Consider the following 15047-nt stretch of genomic DNA (forward strand, 5'->3'; position numbering starts at 1 on the left):
CAGTATCTTTTCTTTGGATGGCATGCGCACCGACATGCCACCTCACGTTGGTGGATACAAAACCGATGCGCAATATGAAAGTGGCTTAGAATCCCAGGTAAATCCCCAGCGGCCCACGGCTTAGACCTACGCCACCGCCTACATACGCTCCACCAGAGCCAACGCCAACGGTTGCACTGACAGTTGGCTGAGCGGGCGCAGGCTGAACGGGCTCGCCGTCGGCTCCGCATCCGGCCAGCATTAGGCCGGACCCTGCAATCAGAATCGCGCGCAGCTCGGTCATCACACCATTGCCTTCCATCGTTCAACCTGAGCACGCACCTGATCCGGGGCCGTGCCACCATAGGACTGGCGTGAGTTTACAGAATTTTCGACACCAAGGACAGAGTAGACGTCATTTGTGATCTCGGCATGGACCGATTGCATGTCGTCCAGCGTCAGATCGGGCAGGTCGCAGCCCTTCTTCTCGGCCATGGCCACCAGCGATCCGGTAACATGATGCGCGTCACGGAAGGGTAGGCCCAGCACCCGCACCAGCCAGTCGGCCAGATCAGTTGCAGTCGAGAAACCCGAACCCGCCGCAGCGGCCAAGCTGTCGCGATTGGCGGTCATGTCCTTGACCATGCCTTCCATCGCCGCCAGCGCCAGCATCCAGTTGTCGGCGGCGTCAAAGACCTGTTCCTTGTCTTCCTGCATGTCCTTTGAATAGGCCAGCGGCAGGCCCTTCATCACCATCATCAGCGCCGTGTTGGCGCCAAATATCCGACCCACCTTGGCACGGATCAGCTCTGCCGCATCGGGGTTTTTCTTCTGCGGCATGATCGACGAGCCGGTCGAGAACCGGTCGGACAGGGTAACGAAACGGAACTGCGCCGAGGACCAGATCACCAGTTCCTCGGCAAAGCGCGACAGATGCACGGCGCAGATCGAGGCCACCGACAGGAACTCCAGCGCGAAGTCACGATCGCTGACGGCGTCCAGCGAGTTGGCTGCAGGCCGGTCAAAGCCCAGCGCCTGTGCCGTCATGTGGCGGTCGATGGGAAAGGACGTTCCGGCCAGCGCCGCAGCACCCAGTGGCGATTCGTTCATCCGGGCGCGGGCGTCACGAACGCGGGACAGATCACGGCCAAACATCTCGACATAGGCCATCATGTGATGGCCCCATGTCACCGGCTGCGCCGTTTGCAGGTGGGTAAAGCCCGGCATGACCCAATCGGCCCCGGCCTCGGCCTGCGCCAAAAGCGCGCGGATCAGGGCCAGTAAGCCGCTCTCAGCAGCGTCCAGCTGATCGCGCACCCAGAGTTTGAAATCGGTTGCGACCTGGTCATTGCGTGACCGGCCTGTGTGCAAACGGCCTGCGGGCTCTCCGATGATCTCTTTCAGACGGGCCTCGACATTCATGTGGATGTCTTCCAGCGCGGTCGAGAACTGGAACTCTCCGTTCTGGATTTCTGACAAAACGGTGAGCAGCCCTTCCCGAATGGCTTCGGCGTCACTATCACTTATGACGCCTGTGGCTGCCAGCATGGCCGCATGGGCGCGCGAGCCTGCGATGTCCTGGGCTGCCATCCGCTGATCGAACCCGATCGAGGCGTTGATTGCCTCCATGATCGCGTCTGGACCGGCGGCAAAGCGGCCGCCCCACATCTGGTTCGAGGATTGATCGGTCATGTAAGAAAACCCGGAGTTGATATGCGCCTATTTCGTTTGATCCCCCTTTATATGGCCCTTGCGCTGGGTGCAAATGCCGCCTTGGCGACCGATGCCGAGACGCTGGCCCCTCTGCGGGAAGACAGCCTGAAACGTCTGATCCTGCACAAGGAACCGAAACCCGCCAAATCAATCGAATTCCAGCTGGAAGATGACGGCGGCGTCGGCACGCTTGCCGATTATGAGGGCAAGTATGTGCTGCTGAATTTCTGGGCCACCTGGTGTGCGCCTTGCCGCAAAGAGATGCCTCAGATCGCTGAACTTCAGGAAGAGTTCGGCGGCGACAAGTTTCAGGTTCTGACACTGGCCACGGGCCGCAACTCGCCAGCCGGCATCAAAAAGTTCTTTGCAGAGAACGGCATCGCCAACCTGCCCCGTCACCAGGACCCCAGCTCGGCCGCTGCCCGTGAGTTCGGCGTCATCGCCTTGCCGATCACGGTCATCCTGAACCCCGAAGGGCAGGAAATCGCCCGGCTGATCGGCGACGCCGAATGGAACTCGGACAGTGCGAAGGCGATCATTTCGACGCTTGTTGGCGCCGAAAGTTAACGCATTTAGAAAAATTTGCGGAATTATGGTACCCTCCCACGCATTAAGAGTGGGAGGTTTTTTATGAAACATACGATTTTATTCCTTGCTGTTGCAGGCACATTGGCAATCGCTGGCGCCGCACACGCGGACTACAAACGGATCAAGACCGCAAAGCAGTTCAATTCCGATATTGTTGGGAAAAAGCTGACCGACGAACAAGGCAATGTTTTTGTCGCGAATGCTGATGGCACGATTTCAGCCAAACTCCAAAGTGGGAAAAAGTTCAGCGGAACCTGGGTCTGGAACAAAAAATTCTGGTGCCGAAACGGAGTATTGGACGGCAAGGCACTGGGCACGGATTGTCAGCTTTGGGAAATTGACGGGGCCACTGCCCGAATGACCCGCGAAAAAGGTAAAGGCAAAACAACCATTTATTCGATCAACAACTAAAGGCGTCAGCCCCTTTCAATCTCGTGATATACTGTTCCTGCCCTGCCGGGCAGGGCAGGTATATTTTTTGGAATGGAGGCAATGATGAAACCCGTCGTACTGCTGATCGGCCGGTTGCCAAATGTGATCGGTGATGTGGCGCGGCAACTGGATCATCTGCCGATTCAGTGGCTGGGCGCACATGACACGGACGAGGTTCGGAAACAGCTGGATGCCGAGCCCCGGATTGCCTGTGCCATCTTGGGCGCGGGGCTTGACGACAAGATCCGTGGTGAAATGGTGGGTATTATTGCCGCCCGCCGCCCAGATATCTGCATCCATCTGAAGGATCGTACATCCGGCCCCGAGGGGCTGGTGCCCTTCGTCGAACGTGTGGTGCAACACGAGATACTGGAACGGCTGGAAAACAGCTGACGCAACGCCACCTTTGACAGAATTTCAACTCCTTTGCACTCTGCGCTCAGGAGGATGGAATGCCACTTGAAATTCTACTGGCGCTGGTCGTCGGCGGCATAGCTGGTGTCACCCTGTTATTGCATCTCACCGGCAGGTCGCAGCAGGTGATGCTGACGCCCGACATTGCACGCTCACAATGGGCACGTCACTTTCCGGACGATGATGTGGTCGACGTCACGGTTTCCCATGATGGCCACGCCGCGGTGGTGCGCACCAGTTCAGGCAATGGGTTGCTTTGGTCCTTGGGGGCCGACACCGTGGCCCGGCATCTGATGGACTATGATCTTCTGGATCATCCGGAAGGCTTTGAGATCCTGTTTCACGAATTCTCGGTGCCCAAGACACTCATCCGACTGGACGATTTCGAACGCCATCACTGGCGTGACCTGATGGAGCCCGCATGACAGACCAAATTAGTTTTCCCGATGCGGTACAATGGGCCGTTCCCTTTTTCATCGCAGCGATTCTGGCCGAGTTTCTGTGGATCGCAGTCAAAGGCAAAGGCGGGCGTTATGAAACACGCGATGCGGTGACCTCTTTGATCATGGGGGCCGGAAACATCGCATCGGGTTTTTTGCTGGGCTTTATCGCCTATGCGTTTTTCATGTGGCTGTGGCAGATCACACCGATGAACCTGGGTACGTCAGTTCCGGTTATCATCCTGTGCTTTGTCCTGGACGATCTGCGTTACTACTGGGTCCACCGCTTTGGCCATCGCATCCGCTGGGTCTGGGCCAGCCACGTAAACCATCACAGCTCGCAGCACTACAACCTGACGACCGCGCTGCGGCAGACCTGGACCTATACGTTCACTTTCATGATGGTCGTACGCGCCCCGCTGATCCTGCTTGGGTTCCATCCTGCGATGGTTTTGTTCGTCGGTGGCCTCAATCTTATCTATCAGTTCTGGATTCACACCGAGGCCATCGGCAAGATGCCCCGCTGGTTCGAGGCCATAATGAACACGCCCAGTCACCACCGCGCCCATCACGGCCGCAACGCACGCTATCTGGATTGCAATTATGCCGGGGTGTTCATCATCTGGGACAAGCTGTTCGGCACCTTCGTCCCCGAGCAGGAGGACGAACGGGTGGACTATGGCCTGGTGCACAATATCGGCACTTTCAATCCCCTGCGGGTGGCCTTTCACGAATGGGTGGCCATCTGGCGCGACGCGACCCAGCCGGGGCTGACCCTGAAACAGCGACTGGCCTACTGCTTTGCCCCACCTGGGTACAGCCATGACGGCAGCCGGGACAGTTCGGAACAGATCAAGGCCAAGCATCTGGCACGCCACCCGGAAGACCGCGGAACGCCAGGTTTTGAGCATCTGGACAAAAAACTGCCCAGCGGACAAGCAGAACAGGCCTGAAACAGCCGGCTGAAACTTGCTTGTGCCTTGAATCTCGGTCATTCAGCGCCATATCAGTCGATGGGCGCCGTGTGTGAGTGAGCGAGGGTCGGTATGAATCGTTTGGCAACCATTTCAACCTTTTTCGGCCTGTTCGGCCTTTTGATGGCCATGCTCGCAGCCCTTGGGGGCGCCGTTGCAGCCCTGATCGCGTTGGGTTTTGCAATGATGGCCCTAGGTGCGATGGGCGCGATACTTGGCGCGGCAGCTTCTTTGGCGCGCGCGTGGCAATCCACCCGCTAAGCCCGCGAGACGGAAATTTTTCCGAACCCTTAACCGCAGATTCATCTCTTTGCCCCGAGACTGTGACCGGACACCTGTCCCGGACACATGGGAATCCGCGCTTATGGGAAACAAAAAACTGGCAAATCTGCCTGAGGGGTCGGACAGCCCGTTGAATGCGGCCGTTTCGACGCGGGATCGTTCGGTTGTGCAGATGGCAACCGATGCCGTGAAGCATAAGCAATGCAAACTGGCTTTTCAGCCGGTGATACAGGCGCACGCCCCGTACCGAGTCGCGTTTTACGAAGGGTTCATTCGGGTTCTGGACGAAACCGGCCGCGTCATCCCGGCGCGAGAATTCATGCCTCAGGTCGAAAACACTCCTATCGGCCGCGATCTGGACTGCGTCGCGTTGGAGCTTGGGTTGCGCACATTGGCGAGGAACCCGGAAATACGCCTGTCGATCAACATGTCTGCTCGTTCGATCGGTTATTCCAACTGGTCCAGAGTACTGGACAGATTCCTGAAACGAGACGCCGGATTGGGCGAACGCTTGATCCTCGAAATCTCCGAAAGCTCGGCCATGCAGGTGCCTGAGCTGGTTGTCGACTTCATGGACCGCTTGCAGGATCGCGGCATCGCTTTTGCGCTGGATGACTTTGGTGCCAGTAATTTCAGCTTTCGGTATTTTCGCGAGTTTCTGTTCGACGCAGCCAAAATCGATGGCCAGTTCGTGCGGGGCATCAGCACCGACCCCGACAACCAGACATTGGTGCGGGCCCTGATCGCGGTGGCCCGTGAATTCGAGATTCTGGTCACGGCCGAATCGGTTGAAACGCAGGAGGATGCCGCGTTTTTGATGGCAAGTGGCGTGGATTGCCTGCAAGGATTCTTGTATGGCGCACCCAGCGTCGCGGAACCCTGGAAACAGGAAAACAAATCAAAAACAGGAAGTTGATTGCCTGTTCATCGACATTTTCCTACCATTTCCGACACTGAGACAAGCTGCCCGTTGCTGCATGTGCAGCGTTGCGCTATTGCAAGGGTACTTGAGCGGGGGATCACGGGGCGCTCTTGTTTCGAGAGGACACCTCTTGACCTGCGCCGTCAGAAATTCCGCTGGCCCATGACGGTAAAGGACTGATCATATGACCAACGTAGTAATCGCATCCGCCGCACGAACAGGTGTCGGCAGCTTCAGTGGTTCGTTTGCGAACACCCCTGCCCATGATCTGGGCGCTGCCGTCCTGGAAGCAGTTGTCGAGCGCGCCGGAGTGGAAAAAGGCGAAGTCAGCGAAACCATCATGGGTCAGGTTCTGACTGCCGCCCAGGGCCAGAATCCCGCGCGTCAGGCGCATATCAATGCCGGCCTGCCACAGGAAAGCGCCGCATGGGGCATCAATCAGGTTTGTGGCTCGGGCCTGCGCGCCGTTGCTTTGGGCGCCCAGCATATTCAGCTGGGAGACGCGGAAATCGTCGCTGCTGGTGGTCAGGAAAACATGACGCTGTCACCCCACGCCGCCGCGCTGCGCGCCGGTCACAAGATGGGCGACATGAAGTATATCGACACGATGATCCGCGATGGTCTTTGGGATGCTTTCAACGGCTATCACATGGGTCAGACTGCCGAGAATGTTGCGCAGAAATGGCAGATTAGCCGCGAGATGCAGGATGAATTCGCCGTTGCTTCGCAGAACAAGGCCGAAGCAGCCCAAAAGGCCGGCAAGTTCGCAGACGAAATCGTGCCCTTCACCATCAAGACCCGTAAGGGCGACATCGTGATGGACAAGGACGAATACATCCGTCATGGCGCAACCATGGAGGCGATGGCCAAACTGCGTCCGGCCTTCACCAAGGACGGTTCGGTCACAGCTGCCAACGCCTCGGGATTGAACGACGGTGCGGCCGCGACGCTGCTGATGTCAGCCGAAAACGCTGAAAAGCGGGGAATCGAACCTCTGGCGCGCATCGCGTCCTATGCGACTGCCGGTCTGGACCCGTCAATCATGGGCGTCGGCCCGATCTACGCATCGCGCAAGGCACTGGAAAAAGCAGGCTGGTCGGTAGACGATCTGGACCTGGTCGAAGCCAACGAAGCCTTTGCCGCGCAGGCTTGCGCGGTTAACAAGGATATGGGCTGGGATCCGTCGATCGTGAACGTAAACGGCGGCGCCATTGCCATCGGCCATCCGATCGGTGCTTCGGGGTGCCGTGTTTTGAACACCCTGTTGTTCGAAATGAAGCGACGCGATGCGAAAAAGGGTCTGGCCACCTTGTGCATCGGTGGTGGCATGGGCGTTGCCCTTTGTGTGGAGCGCGACTAAGCGCTTTGACAATCAAATAGAATTAGGCGCCCAGTGGGCGCCTTTTTTTGTTACATTGAGGTTCTAACCCTTGGATGCGACGATATTGCCGCCCGGAAACCGAGATTCAAAACGAAACAATATTGCGCACAACCATCTCTCAGAGTAACAGCATTACTAAGACGACTAAAATTGAAGGAGTCATAAATGGCACGAACAGCACTCGTAACCGGCGGTTCCCGCGGCATTGGCGCAGCAATTTCCAAGGCGCTAAAAGCCGAAGGATATAACGTTGCGGCCACCTATGCAGGGAACGACGAAGCAGCCGCAAAATTCACCGAAGAAACCGGGATCAAGACCTACAAGTGGAACGTCGCGGATTATGACGAATCCAAAGCGGGCATCGAAAAGGTCGAAGCTGAGGTTGGCCCCATCGATGTGGTCGTCGCCAATGCAGGCATCACCCGCGATGCACCGTTCCACAAAATGACGCCGGATCAGTGGAAAGACGTGATCGACACCAACCTGACTGGCGTGTTTAACACCGTGCACCCCATTTGGCCCGGCATGCGCGAGCGCAAGTTCGGCCGTGTCATCGTCATCAGTTCGATCAACGGTCAGAAAGGCCAGTTCGCTCAGGTGAACTATGCTGCGACCAAGGCGGGTGACCTGGGCATCGTGAAATCCCTGGCGCAGGAAGGCGCGCGGGCGGGGATCACTGCCAACGCGATCTGCCCCGGCTATATCGCAACCGAAATGGTAATGGCAGTGCCTGAGAAGGTGCGCGAGTCCATCATTGGTCAGATCCCAGCCGGCCGCTTGGGTGAGCCGGAGGAAATCGCGCGCTGCGTGGTCTTCCTGGCATCGGACGATTCGCAGTTCATCAACGGTTCGACGATCTCGGCCAACGGTGCGCAGTTCTTCGTCTGATCCAGAGTTGTGAACAAAAAACGGGCCGGTCCTTTTGGGCCGGCCCTTTCTGATCCCGTAAGAACGCGCGCGCTGCGATCAGCGGGAACCGAATATCCATCCCCAAAACTGCCAGACCACCCTGCTGCGCTCTTGGTGGGCACGCAGGATCGCCATCTGGGCGGCGGGATTCGTCGTCATCTCGATCATGGCAGTCTCCTTTTTTCAAATCAGTTTTGTTTGACCTGATGTGAATATGGAGGCTAAAACAAACACGACAAACGAGCTTTCTTGAGACTTCAGTTAAGTTTTTCTTCACTATGAGTGACTATCTGCCTCCGCTGACCGCGTTGCGTGCTTTTGACGCCGCAGCCCGGCACATGTCTTTTTCGAAGGCGGCGGAAGAGCTGCATGTGACGCCAGCTGCCCTGTCCTTTCAGATCAAGTCGCTTGAAGAACACCTTGGCCGGCCGCTGTTTCGTCGTCTGAACCGCGCCGTAGAACTGACCGAGGCGGGCCGTGCCCTTGCGCCTGGTGCGGCAGAAGGGTTTGCCACCTTGCAAGCCGCATGGCGTGCGGTGCGCAGACAGGAAGATGACACAAGCCTGACCGTCACCGCGGGCCCAGCTTTGACCGCCAAGTGGCTGGCGCCGCGGCTTTACGAATTTGCTCGGGCGCATCCCGAGATCGATCTGAAATTCTCGGCCACGCTGCGCAACATGGATCTGGAGCGGGACGACGTGGATGTCGCCATCCGCTTCGGGAATTCGGCCGATGACGGGCTGTATTCCGTTCCCGTCAGAAAGGAATGGCTGACCCCTGTCATGACCCCCGAACTTGCGGAACAATTCACCACGCCGGCAAGCCTTGAAGGGGCCCCGCTGATCCATGACGATTCGATCAGCTTTCTGACCCCGCCTTGTGATTGGCCCGCTTGGTTCCGTGCTGTCGGAATGGATTTCACTCCGACCCATGGCGCGCATTTTTCCAATGCAGATCACGCGATTGATGCCGCTGTTGCCGGTGTCGGCGTGGCACTGGGGCGACGCGCCATGATTCTCAAGGACCTGACCGAAGGCCGCTTGGTTGCGCCGTTCAAGGTGGCCCTGGAAACACAAGGCCGGTTCCGGTTTCTGTGCCTGCCGGGGGCTGAAAAGAAACCTCAGATCGCGGCGTTTCGCGATTGGTTCCTGACCGAGATTGAAAAAACCGCGCATATATCGGATGAGTTCAAAATCATACCGATTGAAGAGGTTTCCCGCCCATGACCAAAATGCGCGCAACGGCCATCGGCTTCGTGGCTGTCTTGCTATGGGCCTTGCTGGCGTTGTTCACTGTCGGGTCGGCGCCCACGCCGCCCCTGCTGCTGAACACGATCTGCTTTTCGATTGGTGGAGCGCTTGGGCTTGTCTGGGCGACGGCGACAGGTGGTCTGAGCGATCTAAAGCAAGTCCCCTGGACGACCTACCTGTTTGGCGCATTGGGCCTGTTTGGCTATCACGCGCTGTATTTTTCGGCCCTGCGCATGGCGCCGGCTGCCGAGGCCGGGCTGATCGCATATCTCTGGCCTCTGCTCATTGTGCTTCTGTCAGGCCTGCTTCCGGGTGAACATCTGCGTATCGGCCACCTGATCGGGGCCTGCCTTGGATTCGCAGGGGCCGCTGTCATCATTGCAGGGGGTGGCGGCGCGGGCTTTCAGGCCCAATACCTGCCCGGATACGCATTGGCTTTGCTGTGCGCACTGACATGGTCGGGCTATTCCGTTCTATCACGCAAACTGGAGGGCACGCCGACCAGTTCCGTTGCAATTTTCTGCCTTGCGGCTGCATCGGCTTCGGGTCTGCTTCATCTGGCGGTGGAAGACACTGTACTGCCCGATACGGCACTGGGCTGGGCGTCGGTGCTGGCGCTCGGCCTTGGGCCCGTCGGGCTGGCGTTCTACGTCTGGGACATTGGCGTCAAGCAAGGCGACATCCAAATCCTCGGAACCTCATCCTATGCGGCCCCGTTGCTGTCGACCCTTGCTTTGGTGGTGGCCGGGATCGCGACCCCGTCCTGGGGGCTTGCGATCGCGGCCTTTCTGATCACCGGCGGGGCCTTGATAGCGGCCCGCGCCAGCCTGAAAACTTAAGCGGACAGGCGTTCGATCTCTTCTTTCAGCTTGAGCTTCTGTTTTTTCAACTGAGCAATATGGAGATCATCGATACCTGGCGAGCGTTGGGCTTGTTCCACTTCTAGACCGAGAGATTCGTGCTTTTTCTTCAGTTCCGTCAGATGTGCGCTCACGCTCATTGCGATCCTCCTTGTTTATGTGTCTGTATGTCACGTAAGAATTTGACCACATCGTTTCCACCCTGTCACGCTGCAGACGCACAGAATCTGTAACAAATCCGACAAATTCGGCTGGTCATTGCCGATGGCACAAGTTCCGAGGCAACGGAGCGGCGTGTCGAAGCACGGCTGAGACCGCCTTGGTATAGCTTTCACCGTCATTTTCGTGGCGCTCACCGGCGTGCAGAATCAAAGGCGCATGGAGGCGAAATGCCGCGCGTCCCCCTTTGCGGGCGCTCAGGATGACCAGCTCTGCCTCGCGGCCCACCCGCGCGCTGAGCGGCAGCACCTCGATTGAACCCAGTTTCCCTTCACAAGCCGTCAGCATATCGGGAAGACGGTCGGCTTTCTGGATCATGTGCAGGAACCCCCGAGGGGCAAGGCGTTTGGCCGCCACGGTGATCCAGTCGATCAGAGGCGTATTTTCACCCAGGGCAATGCTCCGCCCTGTGTCGCTGGCGGGGCTATGCGCCCCAGAACGGTAATAGGGCGGGTTCGCGATTACGTGATCAAAGTGCCGCTGTCGGAGGTCATCAGGCAAAGCGTTCAGGTCAGCCTCGATCACGTCCAGATCACAGCCGTTGATTTCAGAATTGCGGCGGGCCAGCTCCGCGTAGGCCGGTTGCAATTCGATCCCAACCATTTGCAGCCCCGGTACCCGCGCGGACAGGCACAGAATGGCAGCCCCCGCGCCACATCCCAGTTCCAGCACGGATTGCCCGGCCTTTGCAGGGACGGATGCGGCAAGCAGAACAGGGTCTACTCCGGCGCGGTAACCTGACGCAGGTTGCAGCAATCGCACCCGGCCAGCAAGGAAATCGTTGCACGTCAATTCATTGTCGTCAAAGCGCATCATCGGCCCAGCGGGATCTCGTTGTCGCGCATCACACGCTCGGCACGGGTCAGGTCTTCGGACCGAACCATCAGTCGACGGGGAAAGATCCCGATACCACCTTCGAGGATGCTCATATTTACGTCCATCTGAAAGCAGTCTATATCCTCGCCCTCAAGGAGAGCGGATGCAAAGGCCAAGATTGTCGGATCGGTACTGCGCAACAGTTCTTTCATGGGGATGGATGTAAGGGCAAGGCGAGGCGAAAGTCGAGCCTTGTATCAGGAGTGTGATGACCGTCGACATGATCTCAAAACCGCATGAGCGTCTGGCTGAAATTCTGGCGGGCGAGATGGAGGCCGTGAACGGGCTGATCCGCACGCGGATGGCATCGGACCATGCGCCACGCATCCCGGAAGTGACGCGGCATCTGGTCGAAGCAGGTGGAAAACGCCTGCGCCCGATGCTGACACTGGCCGCAGCACGCCTGTTTGGCTATTCCGGCGACCACCACGTGCGCCTTGCTGCGACGGTCGAGTTCATTCACACCGCCACCCTGCTGCATGACGACGTCGTGGATGAAAGCGCACAGCGACGGGGCCGCCCGACCGCCAATCTGCTTTGGGACAACAAATCCAGCGTTCTGGTTGGCGATTACCTGTTTTCACGCAGTTTCCAGCTGATGGTGGAAACGGGCTCGCTGCGCGTTCTGGATATCCTGGCCAATGCCTCTGCAACCATTGCCGAAGGCGAAGTGCTGCAAATGACGGCCGCAACCGATCTGCGTACGGATGAAAACGTTTATCTTCAGGTCGTACGCGGCAAGACGGCTGCATTGTTTTCAGCCGCGACCGAAGTGGGCGGCGTGATCGCAGGTGCCTCGGAAGAGCAGGTCAAAGCGCTTTTCGACTATGGCGATTCACTGGGCATCGCGTTCCAGATTGCCGATGACCTGCTGGATTATCAGGGCGACAGCAAAGCGACCGGGAAGAATGTTGGCGATGACTTCCGTGAACGGAAACTGACCCTGCCCGTCATCAAAGCCGTGGCGCAATCCACGCCGGAAGAACGCGCCTTCTGGGAGCGTGCGATCGAAAAGGGCCGCCAACAGGATGGGGATCTGGATCAAGCGCTGGGTCTGATGAACAAATACGCCACGCTGGAAGAAACCCGGCAAGACGCTTTGGGCTGGGCCAACAAAGCCAAGGCGTCGCTGGAGGTACTGCCGGATCATGAGATTCGCAGCCTGTTGCGCGAATTGGCCGATTACGTGGTTTCACGTCTCAATTGAGCTGCGTGGCGCGGCACCACCAATCAGGATGGGCTGCGCCGATCTCATAGGCCGCGAAATGCGCGTCTTTCATCGTCGGATACAGCGCAAAACAGGTTGATCCTGACCCTGACATGCGCACCACGAGCGCGCGATTGGTCATCGTCAACTCGTCCAACACCTGATCGATCTCAGGTGCGACGTTCATGGCGGGCACTTGCAGATCGTTGCGCTGATTGCGCAGCCACTGGGCGCACTCATCGGCACTTTCAAACTCAGGTGTGCTTTCAGGCATTGGCGGGTTGTCTCTGGACGCCAGCGCGTTGAAAACGGCACCGGTGGGCACCTGTACATTCGGGTTGACCAAAAGGGCGGGCAGGTGCGGAAGGTTCACCGCCGTCAAACGATCGCCAATGCCCTGCATTCTGATCGCCCGACCTTCCAGGCAGACGGGGACATCCGCCCCCAATGACAACGGCAGGCCCTGCGGGAGGTCGTGGCCCTGATCTGCCAGGGCCCCAAGCGTGGCCGCAGCATCAGACGACCCTCCGCCAATGCCCGCCCCATGGGGCAGGGACTTGGTCAGTTGAATATGACCGGTCCAGCCGACAGCTTCTGCCGCCTTCCAGACCAGATTTCGGCTGTCCGTGGGGACTCCGTCGGCAAACTCGCCGCGCACATCCATGGACAATTCGGGACCGGGGGTGAATGTCAGCCGATCACCCAGATCGGCGAATACAACCAGCGAATCCAACAGGTGATAGCCATCGTCTCGACGGCCAGTCACATGAAGGGTCAGGTTGATCTTGGCGGGCGCAAACGCCTTAATTTCCATTGGCGACTTTCAATGGCTCCGAACCTTCTTCGGCCAGAACGGCATCCAGCCCGACTTCGATCTTGCGCCGGATTCGATCCGGATCGGCTTCGCCGTCCGTGTCTTCCGGGTCGATGAAGGACAAGGCGCGGCTCCACTGAAACTCGGCCTCGCGCGCGCGGCCGACAGCCCAGTAGACGTCACCCAGATGATCGTTGACCACCGGATCCACCGGCATCAGCTCAACCGCACGTTCCATGTGTTCGACGGCCTCATCGTAACGCCCCAGACGGAAAAGTACCCAGCCCAGACTGTCCACGATATAGCCACTGTCCGGACGCGCAGCTACTGCGCGCTCGATCATATCCAATGCTTCATCCAGCTTTTCTTTGCGCTCAACCAGCGAATACCCCAGGTAATTCAGAACCTGAGGCTGATCCGGGTTCAGTTCCAGCGCCCGACGGAAATCAGCTTCGGCCTGGTCCCATTGCTTCAGCCTTTCATGACTGATTCCACGAGCATAATGCAGGAACCAATTCCCACCCGCCGCGCTATCCGTCAGCGCGATCGCAGTGTCATAAGAGGCCACGGCAGCGGCATAGTTTTCCTGTCGGCGCTGCAAGTCTGCCAAAGCGACATGCACACCCGGAAAATCAGGATCTTGCGCAGCCAGGTTCTGCAACACCTCGACGGCCGCATCGGTTTTTCCCGAACGGTCCAGAACTTCGGCCCGGCCCAATTCGGCCGCATGGTGATCGTTGCTGTCCGCCGGGACCAGGCGGTATGCCTCAACCGCCAGATCATATTGCTGCAAGTTGTCCAGCAGATCCGCGCTCAGCAAAATGGCATCCACATGATCGGGGCGCAGAAAACTGGCCAAGCGTGCGTACAGCAGAACGTAATCGGCCGAAGCTTCGCTGTTCAATGCGGCACTGACGGTAAAAAAAATCTCGGCCATGCCGTCCTGAGCGGATCGGACGTGGGTGAACGGCAGTGTTTCACCCGCCGCCAACTGCCTCAAATACGCCTCGATGGTCGGGTCACTGCCCGCTACAAACACATCGTCCAGAAACTGAATGGCGTCTTCGTTGCGATCCAGCTGCGACAGAATCTCGGTGCGGGCCAAAGCAGCACGACGAGAGAACCGGGCAACCGTTCCATCATTGTCGGCAAGTATCGCCTCTGCGCCTTCGAAATCACCGATAGACGCCAATGCCATCGCCTTGTGGTAAAGCGCGAATTCCCTGAGGCCATCCTGTGTGGCGACAGAATCGAACTGTTCCATCGCCTTGGTCATCTCACCCTGTCCCAGATGGGCCCAGGCGATCATCAGGCCGTCAACAAGGGGGCCAACTCCCTGTGTTTCAGGGTCCCGGGCCAGCAGGTCGTCAAATTTCCCATCGGCGATCAGATTGGCCGAAATCACCATACGCGCTGCCTGGCTGGGAAGGTTGGCTTCCTCGATCTGCTGGGCGATCGGCAGCGCGCGCGCCACTTCCCCCAAAGCGATGCGTGCAACGACAACGCTTTCCTGCAACAGCGCATTTTGGGGATCAAACCTGAGGGCCTGAGCGTAATATCTTTCAGCGGCAGAATAGTCGTTTTCGTAAATCGCCTGCCGCCCGGCCAGATAAGACCCGGCGCCCGTTTCCGAAAAGGCCGGAACTGCGACCGACGACATGAACAGCACGGACAAAGCCGCGCGACGAACCAGGGAAAACACCGAAATCCTGCCTTGCTATCGTTGACTGAGGGGTAAGCTAGGGCTTCGGCAGGCAAGAGGCAATGGCAGAGCCTTCACAGCGCCG

The 15047-nt window shown here is 58.4% G+C and carries 19 protein-coding genes; 12 read left to right on the forward strand and 7 right to left on the reverse strand.

Going from position 1 to position 15047, the window contains the following annotated elements:
• Positions 1–85: 85 nt before the first annotated feature.
• Positions 86–283, reverse strand: a complete 198-nt coding sequence (locus GOW09_RS16865; protein WP_171119714.1) for a hypothetical protein — start codon at positions 281–283, stop codon at positions 86–88.
• Entirely contained in the window at positions 283–1671 is a 1389-nt protein-coding gene (gene argH, locus GOW09_RS16870) for an argininosuccinate lyase (RefSeq protein WP_171119715.1), read from the reverse strand. The genes GOW09_RS16865 and argH overlap by 1 nt, the downstream gene beginning before the upstream one ends.
• Positions 1672–1692: 21 nt before the next feature.
• On the opposite strand from argH, the gene GOW09_RS16875 reads away from it, so the two are divergent.
• The 11 genes from GOW09_RS16875 (at position 1693) to GOW09_RS16925 (ending at position 10123) form a co-directional block, all read left to right on the forward strand.
• Entirely contained in the window at positions 1693–2259 is a 567-nt protein-coding gene (locus tag GOW09_RS16875; RefSeq protein WP_171119716.1) for a TlpA disulfide reductase family protein, read from the forward strand.
• Between the two features lie 63 nt (positions 2260–2322).
• On the forward strand, positions 2323–2691 hold the full coding sequence (locus GOW09_RS16880; RefSeq protein WP_171119717.1) for a hypothetical protein: 369 nt from the start codon (positions 2323–2325) through the stop codon (positions 2689–2691).
• A gap of 84 nt (positions 2692–2775) precedes the next feature.
• Entirely contained in the window at positions 2776–3105 is a 330-nt protein-coding gene (locus tag GOW09_RS16885; protein ID WP_170346337.1) for a hypothetical protein, read from the forward strand.
• Between the two features lie 59 nt (positions 3106–3164).
• The gene (locus GOW09_RS16890) at positions 3165–3551 is read left to right on the forward strand and encodes a hypothetical protein (RefSeq protein ID WP_171119718.1); all 387 of its coding nucleotides are present in this window, start codon (positions 3165–3167) and stop codon (positions 3549–3551) included.
• Positions 3548–4519: a sterol desaturase family protein gene (locus GOW09_RS16895; protein WP_171119719.1), complete on the forward strand. Its 972-nt coding sequence runs from the start codon at positions 3548–3550 to the stop codon at positions 4517–4519. The genes GOW09_RS16890 and GOW09_RS16895 overlap by 4 nt, the downstream gene beginning before the upstream one ends.
• Before the next feature lie 93 nt (positions 4520–4612).
• Positions 4613–4801 carry a hypothetical protein gene (locus tag GOW09_RS16900; RefSeq protein WP_171119720.1) on the forward strand — a complete coding sequence of 63 codons (189 nt, stop codon included), beginning with the start codon at positions 4613–4615 and terminating at the stop codon, positions 4799–4801.
• A gap of 103 nt (positions 4802–4904) precedes the next feature.
• Positions 4905–5738, forward strand: a complete 834-nt coding sequence (locus GOW09_RS16905) for an EAL domain-containing protein (protein ID WP_171119721.1) — start codon at positions 4905–4907, stop codon at positions 5736–5738.
• Between the two features lie 190 nt (positions 5739–5928).
• Entirely contained in the window at positions 5929–7104 is a 1176-nt protein-coding gene (locus GOW09_RS16910; RefSeq protein ID WP_152456805.1) for an acetyl-CoA C-acetyltransferase, read from the forward strand.
• Positions 7105–7290: 186 nt separating this feature from the next.
• Positions 7291–8013 carry an acetoacetyl-CoA reductase gene (gene phbB / locus GOW09_RS16915; RefSeq protein WP_152456804.1) on the forward strand — a complete coding sequence of 241 codons (723 nt, stop codon included), beginning with the start codon at positions 7291–7293 and terminating at the stop codon, positions 8011–8013.
• Positions 8014–8312: 299 nt separating this feature from the next.
• On the forward strand, positions 8313–9260 hold the full coding sequence (locus GOW09_RS16920; protein ID WP_171119722.1) for a transcriptional regulator GcvA: 948 nt from the start codon (positions 8313–8315) through the stop codon (positions 9258–9260).
• Complete coding sequence (locus GOW09_RS16925) at positions 9257–10123, forward strand: DMT family transporter (protein ID WP_171119723.1); 867 nt, start codon at positions 9257–9259, stop codon at positions 10121–10123. The genes GOW09_RS16920 and GOW09_RS16925 overlap by 4 nt, the downstream gene beginning before the upstream one ends.
• Here the strand turns inward: GOW09_RS16925 and GOW09_RS16930 are convergent.
• The 3 genes from GOW09_RS16930 to GOW09_RS16940 form a co-directional block, all read right to left on the reverse strand.
• On the reverse strand, positions 10120–10284 hold the full coding sequence (locus tag GOW09_RS16930) for a YdcH family protein (RefSeq protein WP_083445267.1): 165 nt from the start codon (positions 10282–10284) through the stop codon (positions 10120–10122). The two genes, GOW09_RS16925 and GOW09_RS16930, sit on opposite strands and share 4 nt — an antisense overlap.
• Positions 10285–10399: 115 nt before the next feature.
• A complete protein-coding gene (locus GOW09_RS16935; RefSeq protein ID WP_171119724.1) occupies positions 10400–11179 on the reverse strand; it encodes a tRNA1(Val) (adenine(37)-N6)-methyltransferase in 780 nt (259 codons plus the stop codon).
• The gene (locus tag GOW09_RS16940) at positions 11176–11391 is read right to left on the reverse strand and encodes a DUF2007 domain-containing protein (protein ID WP_152456800.1); all 216 of its coding nucleotides are present in this window, start codon (positions 11389–11391) and stop codon (positions 11176–11178) included. The genes GOW09_RS16935 and GOW09_RS16940 overlap by 4 nt, the downstream gene beginning before the upstream one ends.
• Before the next feature lie 56 nt (positions 11392–11447).
• On the opposite strand from GOW09_RS16940, the gene GOW09_RS16945 reads away from it, so the two are divergent.
• Positions 11448–12446: a polyprenyl synthetase family protein gene (locus GOW09_RS16945; RefSeq protein WP_171119725.1), complete on the forward strand. Its 999-nt coding sequence runs from the start codon at positions 11448–11450 to the stop codon at positions 12444–12446.
• Here GOW09_RS16945 and GOW09_RS16950 read toward each other — a convergent pair.
• The gene (locus GOW09_RS16950; RefSeq protein ID WP_171119726.1) at positions 12439–13260 is read right to left on the reverse strand and encodes a 4-(cytidine 5'-diphospho)-2-C-methyl-D-erythritol kinase; all 822 of its coding nucleotides are present in this window, start codon (positions 13258–13260) and stop codon (positions 12439–12441) included. The genes GOW09_RS16945 and GOW09_RS16950 overlap by 8 nt on opposite strands.
• Complete coding sequence (locus GOW09_RS16955) at positions 13250–14920, reverse strand: tetratricopeptide repeat protein (protein ID WP_171119828.1); 1671 nt, start codon at positions 14918–14920, stop codon at positions 13250–13252. Before GOW09_RS16955 ends, GOW09_RS16950 begins: the two co-directional genes overlap by 11 nt.
• Between the last annotated feature and the right edge of the window lie 127 nt (positions 14921–15047).

The sequence above is a fragment of the Ruegeria sp. HKCCA5463 genome (genome assembly GCF_013034175.1).
In the GTDB taxonomy this organism is placed as follows: domain Bacteria; phylum Pseudomonadota; class Alphaproteobacteria; order Rhodobacterales; family Rhodobacteraceae; genus Ruegeria.